At 52.6% G+C, this 16,274-nt stretch carries 13 protein-coding genes; 11 read left to right on the plus strand and 2 right to left on the minus strand.

Translation table 11 applies throughout. The annotated features are described in order from the left end of the window. Positions 1-104: 104 nt before the first annotated feature. Positions 105-1,940 carry an SLC13 family permease gene (locus LF929_RS06775; RefSeq protein ID WP_152494868.1) on the plus strand — a complete coding sequence of 612 codons (1,836 nt, stop codon included), beginning with the start codon at positions 105-107 and terminating at the stop codon, positions 1,938-1,940. 63 nt (positions 1,941-2,003) lie between these two features. Here the strand turns inward: LF929_RS06775 and yfbR are convergent, their stop codons facing one another. Together yfbR and LF929_RS06785 are read right to left on the minus strand one after the other, a co-directional pair. Beyond that, the gene (gene yfbR / locus LF929_RS06780) at positions 2,004-2,603 is read right to left on the minus strand and encodes a 5'-deoxynucleotidase (protein ID WP_038908541.1); all 600 of its coding nucleotides are present in this window, start codon (positions 2,601-2,603) and stop codon (positions 2,004-2,006) included. 204 nt (positions 2,604-2,807) lie between these two features. After that, on the minus strand, positions 2,808-4,022 hold the full coding sequence (locus tag LF929_RS06785; RefSeq protein WP_012885401.1) for a pyridoxal phosphate-dependent aminotransferase: 1,215 nt from the start codon (positions 4,020-4,022) through the stop codon (positions 2,808-2,810). A gap of 374 nt (positions 4,023-4,396) precedes the next feature. On the opposite strand from LF929_RS06785, the gene LF929_RS06790 reads away from it, so the two are divergent. The 10 genes from LF929_RS06790 (at position 4,397) to nuoI (ending at position 16,264) form a co-directional block, all read left to right on the plus strand. After that, positions 4,397-4,564: a hypothetical protein gene (locus tag LF929_RS06790; RefSeq protein ID WP_210176478.1), complete on the plus strand. Its 168-nt coding sequence runs from the start codon at positions 4,397-4,399 to the stop codon at positions 4,562-4,564. Between the two features lie 795 nt (positions 4,565-5,359). Beyond that, positions 5,360-6,289: a transcriptional regulator LrhA gene (gene lrhA / locus LF929_RS06795; RefSeq protein WP_038905011.1), complete on the plus strand. Its 930-nt coding sequence runs from the start codon at positions 5,360-5,362 to the stop codon at positions 6,287-6,289. A gap of 671 nt (positions 6,290-6,960) precedes the next feature. Further along, positions 6,961-7,404: an NADH-quinone oxidoreductase subunit A gene (locus LF929_RS06800; protein ID WP_012885399.1), complete on the plus strand. Its 444-nt coding sequence runs from the start codon at positions 6,961-6,963 to the stop codon at positions 7,402-7,404. Between the two features lie 18 nt (positions 7,405-7,422). After that, positions 7,423-8,097, plus strand: coding sequence for an NADH-quinone oxidoreductase subunit B family protein (locus tag LF929_RS06805; RefSeq protein ID WP_012885398.1), 675 nt, complete (start codon positions 7,423-7,425; stop codon positions 8,095-8,097). A 117-nt stretch (positions 8,098-8,214) separates the two neighbouring features. Next, the gene (gene nuoC, locus LF929_RS06810) at positions 8,215-10,014 is read left to right on the plus strand and encodes an NADH-quinone oxidoreductase subunit C/D (protein WP_038905010.1); all 1,800 of its coding nucleotides are present in this window, start codon (positions 8,215-8,217) and stop codon (positions 10,012-10,014) included. A gap of 2 nt (positions 10,015-10,016) precedes the next feature. After that, entirely contained in the window at positions 10,017-10,547 is a 531-nt protein-coding gene (gene nuoE, locus LF929_RS06815) for an NADH-quinone oxidoreductase subunit NuoE (protein WP_016941080.1), read from the plus strand. After that, complete coding sequence (gene nuoF, locus LF929_RS06820) at positions 10,544-11,893, plus strand: NADH-quinone oxidoreductase subunit NuoF (protein WP_226093321.1); 1,350 nt, start codon at positions 10,544-10,546, stop codon at positions 11,891-11,893. Before nuoE ends, nuoF begins: the two co-directional genes overlap by 4 nt. A 114-nt stretch (positions 11,894-12,007) precedes the next feature. Further along, positions 12,008-14,734: an NADH-quinone oxidoreductase subunit NuoG gene (gene nuoG / locus LF929_RS06825; protein WP_226093320.1), complete on the plus strand. Its 2,727-nt coding sequence runs from the start codon at positions 12,008-12,010 to the stop codon at positions 14,732-14,734. Next, complete coding sequence (gene nuoH, locus LF929_RS06830) at positions 14,731-15,705, plus strand: NADH-quinone oxidoreductase subunit NuoH (RefSeq protein WP_019843993.1); 975 nt, start codon at positions 14,731-14,733, stop codon at positions 15,703-15,705. The genes nuoG and nuoH overlap by 4 nt, the downstream gene beginning before the upstream one ends. Positions 15,706-15,721: 16 nt before the next feature. Next, a complete protein-coding gene (gene nuoI, locus LF929_RS06835) occupies positions 15,722-16,264 on the plus strand; it encodes an NADH-quinone oxidoreductase subunit NuoI (RefSeq protein ID WP_012769140.1) in 543 nt (180 codons plus the stop codon). The last annotated feature ends 10 nt before the right edge of the window (positions 16,265-16,274 follow it).

The raw sequence follows: 16,274 nt of genomic DNA on the forward strand, positions 1-16,274 counted from the left end.
AGGGTTTTTTTATGGCATTCTGGGCTTAAGCGGCTCTTTTGGAAGAACCACTTCCGACCGGAGTGCCGCCTGATGAATAAGGACTGTTAACGTCAGGAGGAGGCATGTTGAGCAGTTCGCTAGTCTGGGTCGTCATTCTGTTATCGATTGCCATCGTGTTGTTTGCCACCGGTAAGCTGCGCATGGATGTGATCGCGTTGCTGGTAATCGTCGCGTTTGTCTTGAGTGGTACGCTAACGCTACAGGAGGCACTGATTGGTTTCAGCGATCCAAACGTATTCCTGATCGCGGCGTTGTTTGTGATTGGTGAAGGCCTGGTGAGAACTGGCGTCGCTTATCAGGTCGGCGACTGGCTGATGCGTGTGGCCGGGCAGAGTGAAACCCGCATGCTGATTTTGCTGATGTGTACGGTAGCGCTGCTGGGGGCTTTCATGAGTTCGACCGGGGTGGTGGCTATTTTTATTCCCGTGGTGCTGAATGTTGCCGCACGAATGAAAACGACGCCAGCTCGTCTGATGATGCCGCTGGCTTTCGCCGGGCTTATCAGTGGGATGATGACGTTGGTGGCGACACCACCCAATATGGTCGTCAGCAGTGAGTTGATGCGAACCGGAATGGCCGGGTTCAGCTTTTTTAGCGTCACGCCTATCGGTGTCGTCGTTCTGTTGACCGGGATCGTGTATATGCTGGTTGCGCGTTTCTGGCTGACCGCAACAGATAGCGATGGCCAGAAAGACGGATGGAAGCGTAAAACGTTTCGGGACCTTATCAGGGAGTATCGGCTGACCGGACGGGCGCGTCGGTTGGCGATCCGAACCGGATCACCGCTCATTGGTCAACGTCTGGACGATTCGCAATTGCGCCAGCGCTATGGTGCCAATGTGGTCGGGATTGAACGCTGGCAAAAATTCCGGCGCATTATGGTGAGCGTCAGCGGTAATAGCGAGTTACGGCTCAATGATGTGTTGCTGGTCGACATGTCGGCATCGGAGGTCGACCTGCGTGAGTTTTGCGCCACCCAGCGGCTGGAGCCGATGGTACTGCGCGGTGAGTATTTCTCTGAGCAGGCTCGCGATGTCGGTATGGCAGAGGTCTCGCTTATCCCGGATTCCGGGCTTTTGGGCAAAACGTTGCAAGAGGTCACATTTCGTAGTCGCTATGGGTTAACGGTTGTCGGCATTCGCCGGGACGGTGAGGCGATGGAAGGGACACTGGCTGACGAAGCGTTGAAGCTGGGCGATATCCTGCTGGTTATCGGCGACTGGAAAAACATCCGTTTGCTACATCAACATAAGCGTCATTTTATTGTGCTCAATTTACCGGCGGAAGTCGATGACGTCGCTCCCGCCAGTAATCAGGCCCCGCATGCGTTATTTTGTCTGGCGCTGATGGTGGCGATGATGCTCACCGACGAAATTCCTAACGCGATTGCTGCCTTGATTGCGTGTCTGTTGATGGGGCAGTTCCGCTGTATCGACATGGAAAGCGCCTATCGCGCAGTACACTGGCCGAGCCTGATTCTTATCGTCGGGATGATGCCGTTTGCGCTGGCATTGCAGCAAACCGGTGGGGTCGCGCTGGTAGTGAAAGGGCTGATGGAAATTGGCGGTGATGCCGGGCCGCATGTGATGCTGGTATGCCTGTTTCTACTGTGCGCACTGACGGGGTTGTTTATTTCCAACACGGCGACGGCGGTCTTGATGGCACCGATTGCGATTGCTGCGGCAGAACAGATGCAGGTTTCGCCTTACCCGTTTGCAATGATCATCGCGATTGCCGCTTCGGCTGCATTTATGACGCCGGTTTCCTCGCCGGTTAATACGCTGGTACTGGCTCCGGGGGGATATCGTTTCAGCGATTTTGTTCGGGTCGGCGTACCGTTTACCCTGGTGGTGATGGTCGTGAGCGTGGTGATGGTGCCCTGGTTATACCCATTCTGACCGCAACCGAGGAGAACAGCCTGAGGCCCGACTCAGGCTGTTTGAGTTGGCCTGCAAGAGCGATTACAGCGGCGATTCCTGGCTGATTTCGTCCAGCGACAGGCTAAAACTCGGAATAAACACCGTCATGAAGTAATCCATTTCCGGGCTATGGCGTTGCTGGAGCGTTTTTTCCAGTCGCGCTTTGGCCAGCAGAAACTCATTATTACCTGCCGATAGTTCTTCCAGACACTTCAGGTACGCGCAAAGCGCATCCGCCTGTTTAACAATCGCCTGTTCTTCTTCACTGATGTGAGATTCGTCCAGCAGTGGGCTGAAGTCCTGTTGCAGTTCGTCAGGTAACATGGTGATCAGGTTATGGCGGGCGATTTTTTCGATTTTCTTATATTCGTGGGCAATCTGTGCGTTGTAATACTTAATCGGCGTGGGCATGTCGCCGGTCAACACTTCGCTGGCGTCATGGTACATGGCCAGCAAAGCAATACGGCCAACATTAATATTGCCATTGAATTTACGGTTTTTGATCACGGCAAGCGCGTGCGCGACAAAGGCGACCTGCAGACTGTGTTCGGAGACATTTTCTGTCCGGACATTGCGCATCAGCGGCCAGCGGCTAATGAGTTTCAGGCGGGATAAATGAGCGAAGAAGTGACTCTGGACCATGAACATCTCTCGGCGTAAGGCAATAGAGGGTTTATTGTGGCGGCTCTGACATCAAGAAGCAAATCAGGGCTAGCCTGAAAAAGCAGCTGTGGTGAAAGGGGCAGGAGAAGAGAACGGTTCAGAATAATAGGAAGGTTCGGAATAAAGGTTCGGAATAGATAGAAGGTGCGTCCGGCACCTTACAGAGCCGGACGCAACAACACATTACTGGTGATACCCTTCCAGGAAACGGCCCAGTTTGTTGATTGCCATGTCCAGATCATCAACACGCGGCAGCGTCACGATACGCAGGTGGTCCGGTTCCGGCCAGTTAAATGCGGTACCTTGTACCAGCAGCACTTTTTCTTGCAGCAGCAAGTCCAGTACCAATTTCTGGTCGTCGTGGATATTGAACCGTTTGGCGTCAATGCGGGGGAACATGTACAGCGCGCCATTGGGTTTCACACAGGAAACACCGGGGATCTGGTTAATCAGTTCCCATGCACGATTGCGCTGTTCATACAGACGCCCGCCCGGATGAATGAATTCACTGATACTCTGGTAACCGCCCAGCGCCGTCTGGATCGCATGCTGCATCGGCACATTAGCGCACAAGCGCATGGATGCCAGCATTTCCAAGCCTTCAATATAACCGCGGGCGTGTTTTTTCGGGCCATTGAGCACCATCCACCCCTGCCGGAACCCGGCGACGCGATAGGTCTTGGACAGGCCGTTGAAGGTCACGGTCAGCAAATCCGGTGCCAGTGCGGCAATGGAATGATGCTGGGCGTCGTCATAAAGGATTTTGTCGTAAATCTCGTCGGCAAAAATGATCAGGTTATGCTGACGCGCGATTTCAACCACTTCCAGCAGCAGTTCTTTACTGTATACCGCTCCGGTCGGGTTGTTCGGGTTAATAATGACGATCCCCCGGGTACGAGGGGTGATTTTGCTACGGATATCATCCAGATCCGGGAACCAGTCGGATTCCTCATCACAGCGGTAGTGCACGGCGTTGCCGCTGGAAAGCGAAACCGCGGCGGTCCACAGTGGGTAGTCCGGTGCAGGCACCAGCATTTCGTCACCGGTATTCAGCAACGCCTGCATTGACTGGACAATCAGCTCGGATACGCCGTTACCGATGTAGACGTCTTCCAACGTGACATCACGCATATCGCGCGCCTGATAGTGTTGCACGATAGCTTTACGGGCAGAGTACAACCCTTTTGAATCACAGTAACCTTGCGCGGTTGGCAAATTGCGGATGACATCCACCAGAATTTCATCCGGGGCATCAAACCCAAAAGGCGCCGGGTTGCCAATATTCAGCTTAAGTACCTTGTTGCCTTCTTCTTCCAGTCTTTTTGCTTCTTTTAGTACTGGGCCACGAATATCGTAACAAACGTTTTCCAGTTTTTTCGATTTTTCTATCGGTGACATGTAACAAGCCTTTTACAGGATCCTATTCCTGATGAGTAATCGCCTAACGATACTAATGTACTCTTCTCGTTGTGTGTTTTGAAGAATCATTACTATGGCTGTGATGATGCTTCCAGATTAGTGATTATCGACATGGCGGCGATAAAAAGCATTTGCTGTTAACGGAATGTTCTGAAATTGTGGCAGCGTTTTTATTTTTCGACCACATCCCGATGTCGATGGCCAGAACAAAACCATCTGGCTTCGTTCGATAATTCGATCTGGCTCGCATAACGACGTGTTAATCATCTTATGGTGAGGGCTGGGGAATAATTTCGGTCACGCATTGACGTAATTGAGATACCTGTTTTAAGTGCTGAAACCGGTATCATAAAATGGCCGATGAGTTCTGGTGTCAGAAAAACCATTTTTTAAATAAGGTAATAGCGGAAGCGCAAGCAAATGTTCCGCTGTGGAGCAGCATGAAAATTTCCCTTATTGGTGATGAAATAAAAACTATCCAAGCTTCTGATAATAAAAAACCAGACGATTTAACCGAATAGCGTAAATGACCGTACGGGAATAAAAAGAACAGGCTTATCTTGTCGTAAATACGATAATTATTTTTCCGTTGGAACTCGCCGCGTATAACTTCATGAAAATTTATGTTACATATGACACTTTTGTGTATTTTTTGATTCCTTTACAAAAAAGAAATAATCTTTACATAAAAAATGTGTCATGGAATGATAGTAACTCACTGTATTAGTTGTGGTTGTGCCTACAGATTGCAGGATGATTACGGATGGCAGATTAGCCGCAGGAGTATCGATAGATGCAGACTCATCAGGCCGGTTGATGGGTTTTGCGACAGGATTAAATCGAGATTTCAACCGTAATAGTGTGATTTGACGGTCTGCCGATGTTTTGTGCGTAATGTCTTTTTCAAGCAAACAAACAATCAATGATGCACAAAGTATGCGTCAAAAGTGAAAAATAAGAGATGTCGTATATTTTGATAGCAGTGGCTCGTAAAGTAAGCGCAATCAGAATCTTATATCTGCTGACAGTCAATTTCAGCGCGGTGAGATAGCTGGTGTTTTTTTCATTTTTATTTTACTATCTAAAATAATAAAAGGGTCCTTCTTGATGGTCTGATTCCGTAATAAGATGCTTAAATAGGGAGGGTAGGGGAGAGAGGTGATTCGGGGAAAGGAATATAGTAGAGATAGCCTTTTGCCGTAACCGTTCGTCTGCGATACTGTTCGTCTTTTATTGTGCATCCGGCCTTTGTCGGGGCATCAACATCAACACCAGGTATGTTTGTTAAAAATTAAAATAGATAAGTGAAGAGCCGTATGACAAATACAAGTCGCCCTGTCCTCAACCTTGATCTCGATCTGTTGAGAACGTTCGTCGCTGTTGCAGATTTGAATACGTTTGCGGCAGCCGCTGTCGCTGTGTGTCGAACACAGTCAGCGGTAAGCCAGCAGATGCAGCGTCTGGAGCAGTTAATTGGTAAAGAGCTGTTTGCCCGTCACGGGCGAAACAAGCTGCTGACTGAGCATGGCATCCAGTTTCTCGGGTATGCCAGAAAAATTCTGCAGTTTAATGATGAGGCGTGCGCCTCACTGATGTATAGCGATATCCAGGGTACGCTGACTATCGGTGCTTCGGATGATACGGCGGATACTATTCTGCCTTTCATCCTGCAGCGTGTGACTACCGTATTCCCGAAATTGTCGATTGCGGTCAGTATCAAACGCAGCGCAGAAATGGCGGATATGCTGCAACAGGGGAAAATTGATCTGGTCATTACTACGTCTAATGCCGAGGATTTACCCCATGTGTTGCTGCGTACATCTCCGACATTGTGGTATTGCGCTGCCGACTACCAGTATCAGCCAGGAGAGACCGTTTCCCTGGTGGTATTGGATGAGCCGAGTCCGTTCCGTACGCTGGCGCTTGAGCAACTGACTGCGGCGGGTATTCCGTGGAAAATCTCTTATGTCGCTTCTACGTTGTCTGCCGTGCGTGCGGCGGTGAAAGCGGGCCTGGGGATTACGGTTCGCTCAGTCGAAATGATGAGCCCGGAGTTGCGCGTGTTGGGTGAAGAGGAAGGGCTGCCGAAGCTGCCTGATACTCGCTACTACCTGTGCAAGAATCCGGATCATGACAACGAGCTGACGAACGCTATTTTCAGCGCTATCGAGTCGGGTACGCGGTCTCATCTGCTGCCGGTGAGTGCTGGGGCAGAAAACGATACGCGTGAGCCGCCCAACGACTGATCCGTTACGCGATATTATCAATATCTCAACATGGCGGGGCGATAAGCCTCGCTATGTTGCGGTTTTTGATGGTTTTTTTGATTGTGTCTTTTGTCCCGCCGACTCACTCTCCGCTTTCCCCTGATGAGGGGGTTATCACTACATTTTCCAATCGCTTATCATTATTCTGCACGTCGTTGCGTTCCCATTTTATTAAAACTGCTTTTCTTTTTTTTAAAGCTATGTTGATCGAATGAAAAGGCGAATGGGTGAGCAACTGACGCGATTTTTTTACTAACATAAATGAAAAAAGTGTGTTCTGGATCAAAAAATACCCCTATTAACCCTATGGGGGAACAGGAATTCTTGTCGAAAATGGTATAGTCACCCAGCCTCTTAAGGGGTTTTTGCAGGAGGAATCGTTAACGTGAGGCGATTGACTGACTCGATTTAGTTACCGTGTTACACACAAAATGTTAACGAAACCACGTGCATGTAAAGTAATGTGCTGTTATTTTTAGTGGCGTTGAAAATAAGGTTACATAACAGGGAATCAGACCGCATTAAAGCGCTGCTTAACCTTATACGTTGTGGCGTTTTTGTGGCGAAAAATCCTTCCTTTTAATCGATGTGGCGACAAACTGCCGAGTAAAGAGCAGGTGTCTGATCACTTTTGATGAGTAAGCAAGAGTATGTCAACAACTACTGAAGTCCTCGCCCATCACTGGGCCTTTGCGCTATTCGTTATCATTGCTGTAGGTCTCTGCGGCTTTATGTTACTCGGCGGCTTCCTGCTAGGAGGCAGAGCCCGGGCACGACACAAAAACATCCCTTATGAATCAGGTATCGCTTCTGTTGGCTCAGCGCGGTTGCGCCTGTCTGCCAAGTTTTACCTGGTTGCCATGTTTTTCGTTATTTTCGACGTTGAAGCTCTCTATCTTTACGCCTGGTCAGTTTCTGTCCGGGAAAGTGGGTGGATAGGCTTCGTCGAGGCTACAATTTTCATTTTGGTGCTGTTGGCTGGTTTGGTCTATCTGGTGCGCATCGGCGCGTTGGACTGGACGCCTGTGCGTTCCAAAAGACAAGTCGTGAAATCCAATGTCGTGACCCAGACCACTAACACTCATCAGCAGTAATAGCGAGGCATTTAGAAGATGGATTATACGCTCACCCGCATTGACCCGGACGGTGAGAACGACCGTTACCCCCTCCAGAAGCAAGAGATTGTCAGCGATCCGCTTGAGCAGCATGTCAATCGCAGCGTTTTCATGGGCAACCTGGAACAGTCGCTGCACAGCATGGTCAACTGGGGGCGCAGCAATTCCTTGTGGCCTTATAACTTCGGTCTGTCTTGTTGCTATGTAGAAATGGCGACATCTTTTACCTCAGTGCACGATGTGGCGCGCTTTGGTTCCGAAGTTATTCGTGCTTCACCGCGTCAGGCGGATTTCATGGTCGTGGCCGGTACGCCGTTCTTAAAAATGGCGCCGGTCATTCAGCGTTTATACGACCAGATGTTGGCACCTAAATGGGTTATCTCCATGGGAGCCTGTGCGAATTCCGGCGGTATGTACGATATTTATTCCGTAGTGCAGGGGGTTGATAAGTTCCTGCCGGTCGATGTGTACATCCCTGGATGCCCGCCACGTCCGGAAGCCTACATGCAGGCACTGTTGCTGCTGAAAGAGTCTATTGGTAAGGAACGCCGTCCTCTGTCATGGGTGGTAGGCGATCAGGGGGTTTACCGCGCTAACATGCAATCTGAGCGCGAACGTAAACGAGGTGAGCGCATTGCGGTAACCAACCTGCGTTCTCCTGATGAGATTTGACCCCTGTGAGTGAAGGCTGTAGTGGCTACGTAAGATCACGGTAAATTCATATCACGATAAACGTGTGTAGCCATCATCAGTCACAGAAATAGCACATTTACTGTGGTGACATAATTTATGACAGATTTAACGACGCACGATGTCGCTCTGCCTGCATGGCAAACCCGTGATCACATGGATGATCCGGTCGTTGGCGAGCTGTGTAACCGTTTTGGGCCGGAAGCATTCACCATCCAGGCAACCCGTACCGGTCTGCCGGTAGTTTGGGTGAAACGCGAGCAATTGCTGGATGTAGTGGTTTTCCTGAAAAAACAGCCTAAACCCTATGTGATGCTGCTTGACCTGCATGGTGTGGACGAACGTCTGCGTACCCACCGCCAGGGGTTGCCGGATGCTGATTTTACCGTTTTCTACCACTTTATTTCGATTGAGCGTAACCGCGATATCATGCTGAAAGTGGCGCTGTCTGAAAACGATCTCAACATGCCTACCCTGACCAAACTGTTCCCTAACGCCAACTGGTATGAGCGTGAAGTGTGGGACATGTTTGGTATCACCTTCAAAGGTCACCCTCACCTGACGCGCATCATGATGCCGCAGACCTGGCAGGGTCACCCGCTGCGGAAGGATTTCCCGGCGCGTGCTACCGAATTCGATCCTTTCGTGCTGACCAAACAGCGCGAGGACATGGAGATGGAGTCCCTGACCTTCAAACCAGAAGAGTGGGGGATGAAGCGCGGTACGAATAACGAAGACTTCATGTTCCTGAACCTGGGGCCGAACCACCCGTCTGCGCATGGTGCCTTCCGTATCATCCTGCAGCTCGATGGTGAAGAGATTGTCGATTGTATTCCTGATATCGGCTATCACCACCGTGGTGCGGAAAAAATGGGTGAGCGCCAGTCCTGGCACAGTTATATCCCTTACACCGACCGTATCGAATACCTCGGCGGTTGTGTAAATGAAATGCCTTATGTGCTGGCGGTGGAAAAACTGGCGGGTATCGAGGTGCCGGAACGCGTGAAGGTGATTCGCGTCATGCTGTCCGAACTGTTCCGTATCAACAGCCACCTGCTGTACATCAGTACCTTTATTCAGGACGTCGGTGCCATGACACCGGTGTTCTTCGCGTTTACCGATCGTCAGAAAATCTACGACTTGGTCGAAGCGGTTACCGGCTACCGTATGCACCCGGCCTGGTTCCGTATCGGCGGTGTTGCACATGACCTGCCGCGTGGCTGGGAGCGTCTGCTGCGTGAATTCCTTGACTGGATGCCGGCTCGTCTGGACACCTACATCAAAGCCGCGTTGCAAAACAGTATTCTGAAAGGGCGTTCACAGGGTGTTGCCGCTTACAACGCTAAAGAAGCGTTGGAATGGGGCGTGACTGGCGCAGGCCTGCGTGCTACCGGCATCGCATTCGATGTGCGTAAAGCCCGTCCTTACTCTGGCTATGAAAACTTCGACTTTGAGATACCGGTGGGCGATGGCGTTAGTGATTGCTACAGCCGCGTCATGCTGAAAGTAGAAGAGTTGCGTCAGAGTCTGCGTATTCTGGAACAGTGCCTGAAGAACATGCCGGAAGGTCCGTTCAAGGCTGATCATCCGCTGACTACGCCGCCACCGAAAGAGCGCACGCTGCAACATATTGAGACGCTGATTAACCACTTCCTGCAGGTTTCCTGGGGCCCGGTGATGCCGGCTAACGAATCATTCCAGATGATAGAAGCGACCAAGGGAATCAACAGTTATTACCTGACCAGCGACGGCAGCACCATGAGTTACCGAACCCGTATTCGCACGCCGAGCTTTGCGCACCTGCAACAGATCCCGGCGGTGATTCGTGGCTGTCTGGTATCCGACTTGATCGTATACCTCGGTAGTATTGATTTTGTCATGTCAGATGTGGACCGCTAATTATGCACGACCATAACAACACTCAGGATTCTATCGATGCTCCGGCGCAGGCCGCCAGCGATGTTTTTGTGTTAAGTGACACAGAGCGTGATGCTATCGAGCATGAAAAACACCACTACGAAGATGCGCGTGCGGCGTCTATCGAGGCGCTGAAAATTGTACAGAAACAGCGTGGGTGGGTACCGGATGGCGCGATTAACGCCATTGCTGATGTGCTGGGTATCCCAGCCAGCGATGTGGAAGGCGTAGCGACGTTTTATAGCCAGATTTACCGTCAGCCGGTAGGCCGCCATGTTATCCGCTACTGCGACAGCGTCGTGTGCCACATCACGGGTTATCAAGGCATTCAGGCTGCGCTGGAGAGAAAGCTGAATATCAAGCCGGGCCAGACGACATTTGATGGTCGTTTCACATTATTGCCGACCTGCTGTCTGGGGAACTGCGACAAGGGGCCGACGATGATGATCGACGAGGACACCCATAGTCAGTTGAAGCCTGATGATCTCGATTCGTTACTGGAGCAGTATCAATGAGTAAAAACATTGTTCTGACGGCTGAACAGCATCCTTTGACCTGGCGCTTGCGTGCCGACAAGCAGCCGGTATGGTTGGACGAATACCGCAGCAAAAGTGGTTATGCCGGTGCTAAAAAAGCGCTTACCGGTATGGCGCAGGATGAGGTTGTCACCCTGGTTAAAGATGCCGGGTTGCGTGGTCGCGGTGGCGCAGGTTTCTCCACAGGTCTTAAGTGGAGCCTGATGCCGAAAGATGAAAGCATGAATATCCGCTACCTGCTGTGCAACGCGGATGAGATGGAACCGGGTACTTACAAAGACCGCCTGCTGATGGAGCAAATGCCGCATCTGCTGGTGGAAGGCATGTTAATCGGTGCTTATGCGCTGAAAGCATATCGCGGTTATATCTTCCTGCGCGGCGAATACGTTGAGGCGGCGGCCAATTTGCGCCGTGCTATCGCTGAGGCGACAGAAGCAGGGCTGCTTGGCAAAAACATCATGGGCACCGGCTTTGATTTTGAGCTGTTTGTCCACACCGGTGCGGGTCGTTACATTTGCGGCGAAGAAACAGCGCTTATCAACTCGCTGGAAGGTCGTCGCGCCAATCCTCGCTCTAAACCACCGTTCCCGGCTTCTGCTGGTGCGTGGGGTAAACCCACCTGCGTTAACAACGTAGAAACGCTGTGCAACGTACCTGCCATTATTGAGCATGGTGTTGAGTGGTATCAGGGGCTGTCAGCTGGCAAGAGTAAAGATGCCGGCACCAAACTGATGGGCTTCTCCGGCCGTGTGAAAAATCCAGGTCTGTGGGAACTGCCGTTTGGCACGACTGCCCGTGAAATCCTGGAAGACTATGCTGGTGGGATGCGCGATGGTCTGACCTTAAAAGCGTGGCAGCCTGGCGGAGCCGGTACCGACTTTCTGACCGATGCCCATCTCGACTTACCGATGGACTTCGAAAACATCGGTAAGGCGGGTAGCCGTCTGGGTACGGCGCTGGCGATGGCGGTCGATAATGAGATCAACATGGTATCGCTGACCCGCAATCTGGAAGAGTTTTTCGCCCGTGAGTCTTGCGGCTGGTGTACGCCTTGCCGTGACGGCTTGCCGTGGAGCGTGAAGATTTTGCGTGCGCTGGAGCGTGGTGAAGGGCAACCCGGCGATATTGAAACGCTGGAACAATTGTGCCGCTTCCTGGGGCCGGGCAACACCTTCTGCGCGCATGCGCCGGGTGCGGTCGAACCGTTGCAGAGCGCCATTAAATATTTCCGGGACGAATTCGAGGCAGGCATCGCCAGACAGGTTGTCAGTAACGCCAAACCGATTGGCGGTATTCAGCCCAACCTGCTGAAACAGCGCTGGTAATCACGTTGCCCGGTGTGTTGAGCATCATACCGGGAGTCAACGTCGATTCATCCCGCAGACAGAATTTTTGATTAGTGCCCGCCTGAGGTGGGCTGTTATGGAAGCATGCTGACTATGGCAACGATTCATGTAGACGGCAAAGAATATGAAGTGGACGGAGCGGATAACCTGCTGCAGGCTTGTCTGTCTCTGGGACTTGATATTCCTTACTTTTGCTGGCATCCGGCGCTGGGGAGCGTCGGTGCTTGCCGCCTGTGTGCGGTCAAGCAGTATCAGAACGCGGAAGATACCCGTGGTCGTCTGGTAATGTCCTGTATGACGCCAGCGTCGGATGGCGCTTATATCGCTATTGACGATGACGAAGCAAAGCAGTTCCGCAAAACCATTGTGGAATTTCTGATGACCAACCACCCGCACGACTGTCCGGTCTGTGAAGAGGGGGGGAACTGTCATCTGCAGGATATGACCGTAATGACGGGCCATAACTTCCGTCGTTACCGTTTCACCAAGCGTACGCATCACAACCAGGATCTTGGCCCGTTCATCTCCCATGAGATGAACCGTTGTATCGCTTGTTACCGTTGCGTGCGGTATTACAAGGATTACGCCGACGGTAAAGATTTGGGTGTTTATGGTGCGCATGACAACGTCTATTTCGGTCGTCCGGAAGACGGCGTGTTGGAAAGCGAATTTTCCGGCAACCTGGTGGAAGTGTGCCCGACTGGGGTATTCACCGACAAAACCCATTCTGAACGTTACAACCGTAAATGGGATATGCAGTTCGCGCCGAGCATTTGTCAGCAGTGCAGCGTGGGATGTAACACCAGTCCTGGCGAGCGTTATGGCGAATTGCGCCGTATCGAAAACCGCTATAACGGCAGCGTGAACCATTATTTCCTGTGCGACCGCGGTCGTTTCGGTTATGGCTACGTCAACCTGAAAGACCGTCCTCGTCAGCCGTTGCAACGTCGCGGTGATGACTGGATTGCCCTGAATGCCGAGCAGGCATTGCAAGGTGCCGCCGATGTGTTGCGTCAGGCTAAACGTGTCATCGGTATTGGGTCGCCGCGCGCCAGCGTAGAAAGCAACTTCGCGTTGCGTGAGCTGGTCGGTGCCGACAACTTCTACACCGGTGTATCGCAGGCTGAGCAAAATCGTCTGCAACTGATGCTCAACGTGTTGAAAGAGAGTGGTGTCCGTACGCCTTCGCTGCGTGAAATCGAAAGCTATGACGCTGTGCTGGTGCTGGGTGAAGATTTGACCCAGACCGGGGCGCGTATTGCACTGGCGGTCCGTCAGGCAGTGAAAGGCAAGGCGCGTGAGCTGGCGGCAGCCCAGAAAGTCGCTGACTGGCAGATAGCCGCCATCCTGAATATCGGTCAGCACGCCAAACACCCGCTGTTTGTTACTAACGTTGATAGCACCCGTTTGGATGATATCGCGGCGTGGAATTACCGTGCACCGGTAGCAGAACAGGCTCGCCTGGGCTTCGCGATTGCCCATGCACTCGACAATGCTGCCCCGGCCGTTAGCGATTTACCTGCTGATCTTACCCAGAAAGTGGACGTCATCGTTCAGGCACTGGCTGGCGCTCGTAAACCGTTGATTATCTCTGGCACCAATGCCGGTAGCGACGATGTGATTGCAGCTGCTGCCAACGTTGCCAAGGCGCTCAAAGCCCGCGGTTCTGACGTCGGCATTACGTTTGTCGCCGCCGCTGCCAACAGCATGGGTGTGGCGATGATCGGTGGTGGTTCGCTGGATGATGCACTGTCTCAGTTGGAAACCGGCGAAGCCGACAGCGTGGTGGTGTTGGAAAATGATCTGTATCGCCATGCGCCTGCGGCACGTATCGATGCGGCGCTGGCAAAAGCAACCAATCTGATTGTGTTGGATCACCAGCGTACGGCGATCATGGATAAAGCCAGTCTGGTGCTGTCTTCCGCCAGCTTTGCAGAAAGCGACGGTACGCTCATCAGTCAGGAAGGTCGTGCGCAGCGCTTCTTCCAGGTCTACGAGCCGACCTACTACGACAGCAAGGTGGTTATGCTGGAAAGCTGGCGTTGGCTGCATTCCCTGTATATCACCTATAACAGCCGTCAGGTGGACTGGACACAACTGGACCATGTTATCGACGCCTGTGTCAGCGCGCTGCCGCAACTGGCGGCAATCAAGGACGCTGCACCGGATGCCTCGTTCCGCATCCAGGGCCAGAAACTGGCGCGTGAACCACATCGTTACAGTGGTCGTACCGCTATGCGCGCCAACATCAGCGTGCATGAGCCGCGTCAGCCACAGGACCTCGACACCATGTTCGCCTTCTCAATGGAAGGGAACAACAGCCCGCTGGCCGAGCGTCAGCAGGTGCCATTTGCCTGGGCACCGGGCTGGAACTCGCCGCAAGCGTGGAACAAATTCCAGGATGAAGTGGGTGGACATTTACGCTACGGCGATCCGGGTGTGCGTCTTATCGAAGCGGGTGAGGGTTCGCTGCCATACTTCAGTCAGATCCCTGCGCCGTTTGCTCCTCAACAAGGGCAGTGGCAGGTTGCGCCTTACTACAATCTGTTTGGTAGTGACGAGTTGTCACAGCGCTCTGGTGTGATTCAGCAGCGTATGCCACAGGCTTGTGCGGTCGTGAGTCAGGCGGATGCCGCGTTGTTAGGGGTTAATGCCGGAGCGTTGCTGGACATCACCTGTGGTGGTCAGACGCTGCGCCTGCCGGTGCGGTTAAGTGCTGAACTGCGTCAGGGTCAGATTGGTTTGCCGCTGGGCTTCCCGGGCGTTGCTCCGGTGCTGGCGGGTGCGACCGTTGAAATGCTGCGGGAGGCTGCACAATGAGTTGGTTGACTCCGGATGTACTGGATATTCTGGCTACCGTCGGCAAAGCAGTTGTGATTCTGCTGGTCGTAGTCAGCTGCGGTGCGCTGATGAGTATGGGGGAGCGCCGTTTGCTGGCGCTGTTCCAGGGGCGTTACGGACCTAACCGCGTAGGCTGGGGCGGTTCGCTGCAACTGGTATCGGACATGCTCAAAATGTTCTTCAAAGAGGACTGGACGCCGCCGTTTGCCGACAAGGTGATTTTCACGCTGGCACCGGTAATTGCGTTTACGTCGCTGCTGTTGTCGTTCGCTATCGTACCGGTTAGCCCAACCTGGCAGGTCGCCAACCTGAACATCGGGGTATTGTTCTTCCTGATGATGGCAGGGCTGGCGGTTTACGCCGTGCTGTTTGCCGGATGGTCGAGTAACAACAAATACTCGCTGTTGGGTGCGGTGCGTGCGTCGGCGCAGACACTGAGCTATGAGGTATTCCTCGGGTTGTCGCTGATGGGCGTGGTCGCGCAGGCCGGTTCGTTCAATATGGCGGATATCGTCAACGCGCAGTCCACGGTGTGGAACGTCATCCCGCAGTTCTTCGGCTTTATCACCTTTGCGATTGCGGGTGTGGCGGTGTGTCACCGTCATCCGTTTGACCAACCGGAAGCGGAACAGGAACTGGCAGACGGCTACCATATCGAGTACGCCGGGATGAAATTCGGTTTGTTCTTCGTCGGTGAATACATCGGTATCGTGACGGTCTCTGCGCTTATCGTCACGTTGTTCTTCGGTGGCTGGCATGGTCCTTTCCTGCCGCCGTTCGTCTGGTTTGCGTTGAAAACGGCATTTTTCATGATGATGTTCATCCTGATTCGTGCGTCGTTGCCACGTCCGCGTTATGACCAGGTGATGGCATTCGGCTGGCGCGTATGTTTGCCGCTGACGCTGCTGAACCTGCTGGTGACCGCTGCGGTCATTCTGTACAACGCTTGATAGGGGTGAATAAACCATGACACTGAAAGAACTTTTGATTGGTTTCGGCACCCAGGTACGCAGTATCTGCATGGTGGGTTCCAACGCGTTTAAAAAGCGTGAAACCAAAATGTATCCGGAAGAGCCGGTGAATCCACCGCCGCGCTTCCGTGGTCGTATTGTACTGACCCGTGATCCAGACGGACAGGAACGTTGCGTCGCCTGTAACCTGTGCGCCGTAGCCTGTCCGGTAGGCTGTATCTCCCTGCAGAAGGCGGAAATGAAGGATGGCCGTTGGTATCCGGAGTTTTTCCGCATCAACTTCTCTCGCTGCATTTTCTGCGGCATGTGTGAAGAGGCCTGCCCGACGACGGCAATTCAGCTGACCCCTGATTTTGAAATGGGTGAGTTCAAGCGCCAGGATCTGGTGTACGAAAAAGAAGATCTGCTGATCTCGGGGCCGGGTAAATATCCGGAATACAACTTCTACCGGATGGCCGGTATGGCTGTTGATGGGAAAGAGAAGGGCGAAGCCGAAAACGAAGCCAAACCCATTGACGTCAAAGGCCTGCTGCCCTAAGGAGCCAAGC

The sequence above is a fragment of the Dickeya oryzae genome, from assembly GCF_020406815.2.
In the GTDB taxonomy this organism is placed as follows: Bacteria; Pseudomonadota; Gammaproteobacteria; order Enterobacterales; family Enterobacteriaceae; genus Dickeya; species Dickeya oryzae.

Coding starts and splice junctions, on each gene's coding strand:
- LF929_RS06775 (WP_152494868.1), top strand. CDS start 105: ATGTTGAGCAGTTCGCTAGTCTGGGTCGTCATTCTGTTATCGATTGCC.
- yfbR (WP_038908541.1), bottom strand. CDS start 2,603: ATGGTCCAGAGTCACTTCTTCGCTCATTTATCCCGCCTGAAACTCATT.
- LF929_RS06785 (WP_012885401.1), bottom strand. CDS start 4,022: ATGTCACCGATAGAAAAATCGAAAAAACTGGAAAACGTTTGTTACGAT.
- LF929_RS06790 (WP_210176478.1), top strand. CDS start 4,397: ATGGCCGATGAGTTCTGGTGTCAGAAAAACCATTTTTTAAATAAGGTA.
- lrhA (WP_038905011.1), top strand. CDS start 5,360: ATGACAAATACAAGTCGCCCTGTCCTCAACCTTGATCTCGATCTGTTG.
- LF929_RS06800 (WP_012885399.1), top strand. CDS start 6,961: ATGTCAACAACTACTGAAGTCCTCGCCCATCACTGGGCCTTTGCGCTA.
- LF929_RS06805 (WP_012885398.1), top strand. CDS start 7,423: ATGGATTATACGCTCACCCGCATTGACCCGGACGGTGAGAACGACCGT.
- nuoC (WP_038905010.1), top strand. CDS start 8,215: ATGACAGATTTAACGACGCACGATGTCGCTCTGCCTGCATGGCAAACC.
- nuoE (WP_016941080.1), top strand. CDS start 10,017: ATGCACGACCATAACAACACTCAGGATTCTATCGATGCTCCGGCGCAG.
- nuoF (WP_226093321.1), top strand. CDS start 10,544: ATGAGTAAAAACATTGTTCTGACGGCTGAACAGCATCCTTTGACCTGG.
- nuoG (WP_226093320.1), top strand. CDS start 12,008: ATGGCAACGATTCATGTAGACGGCAAAGAATATGAAGTGGACGGAGCG.
- nuoH (WP_019843993.1), top strand. CDS start 14,731: ATGAGTTGGTTGACTCCGGATGTACTGGATATTCTGGCTACCGTCGGC.
- nuoI (WP_012769140.1), top strand. CDS start 15,722: ATGACACTGAAAGAACTTTTGATTGGTTTCGGCACCCAGGTACGCAGT.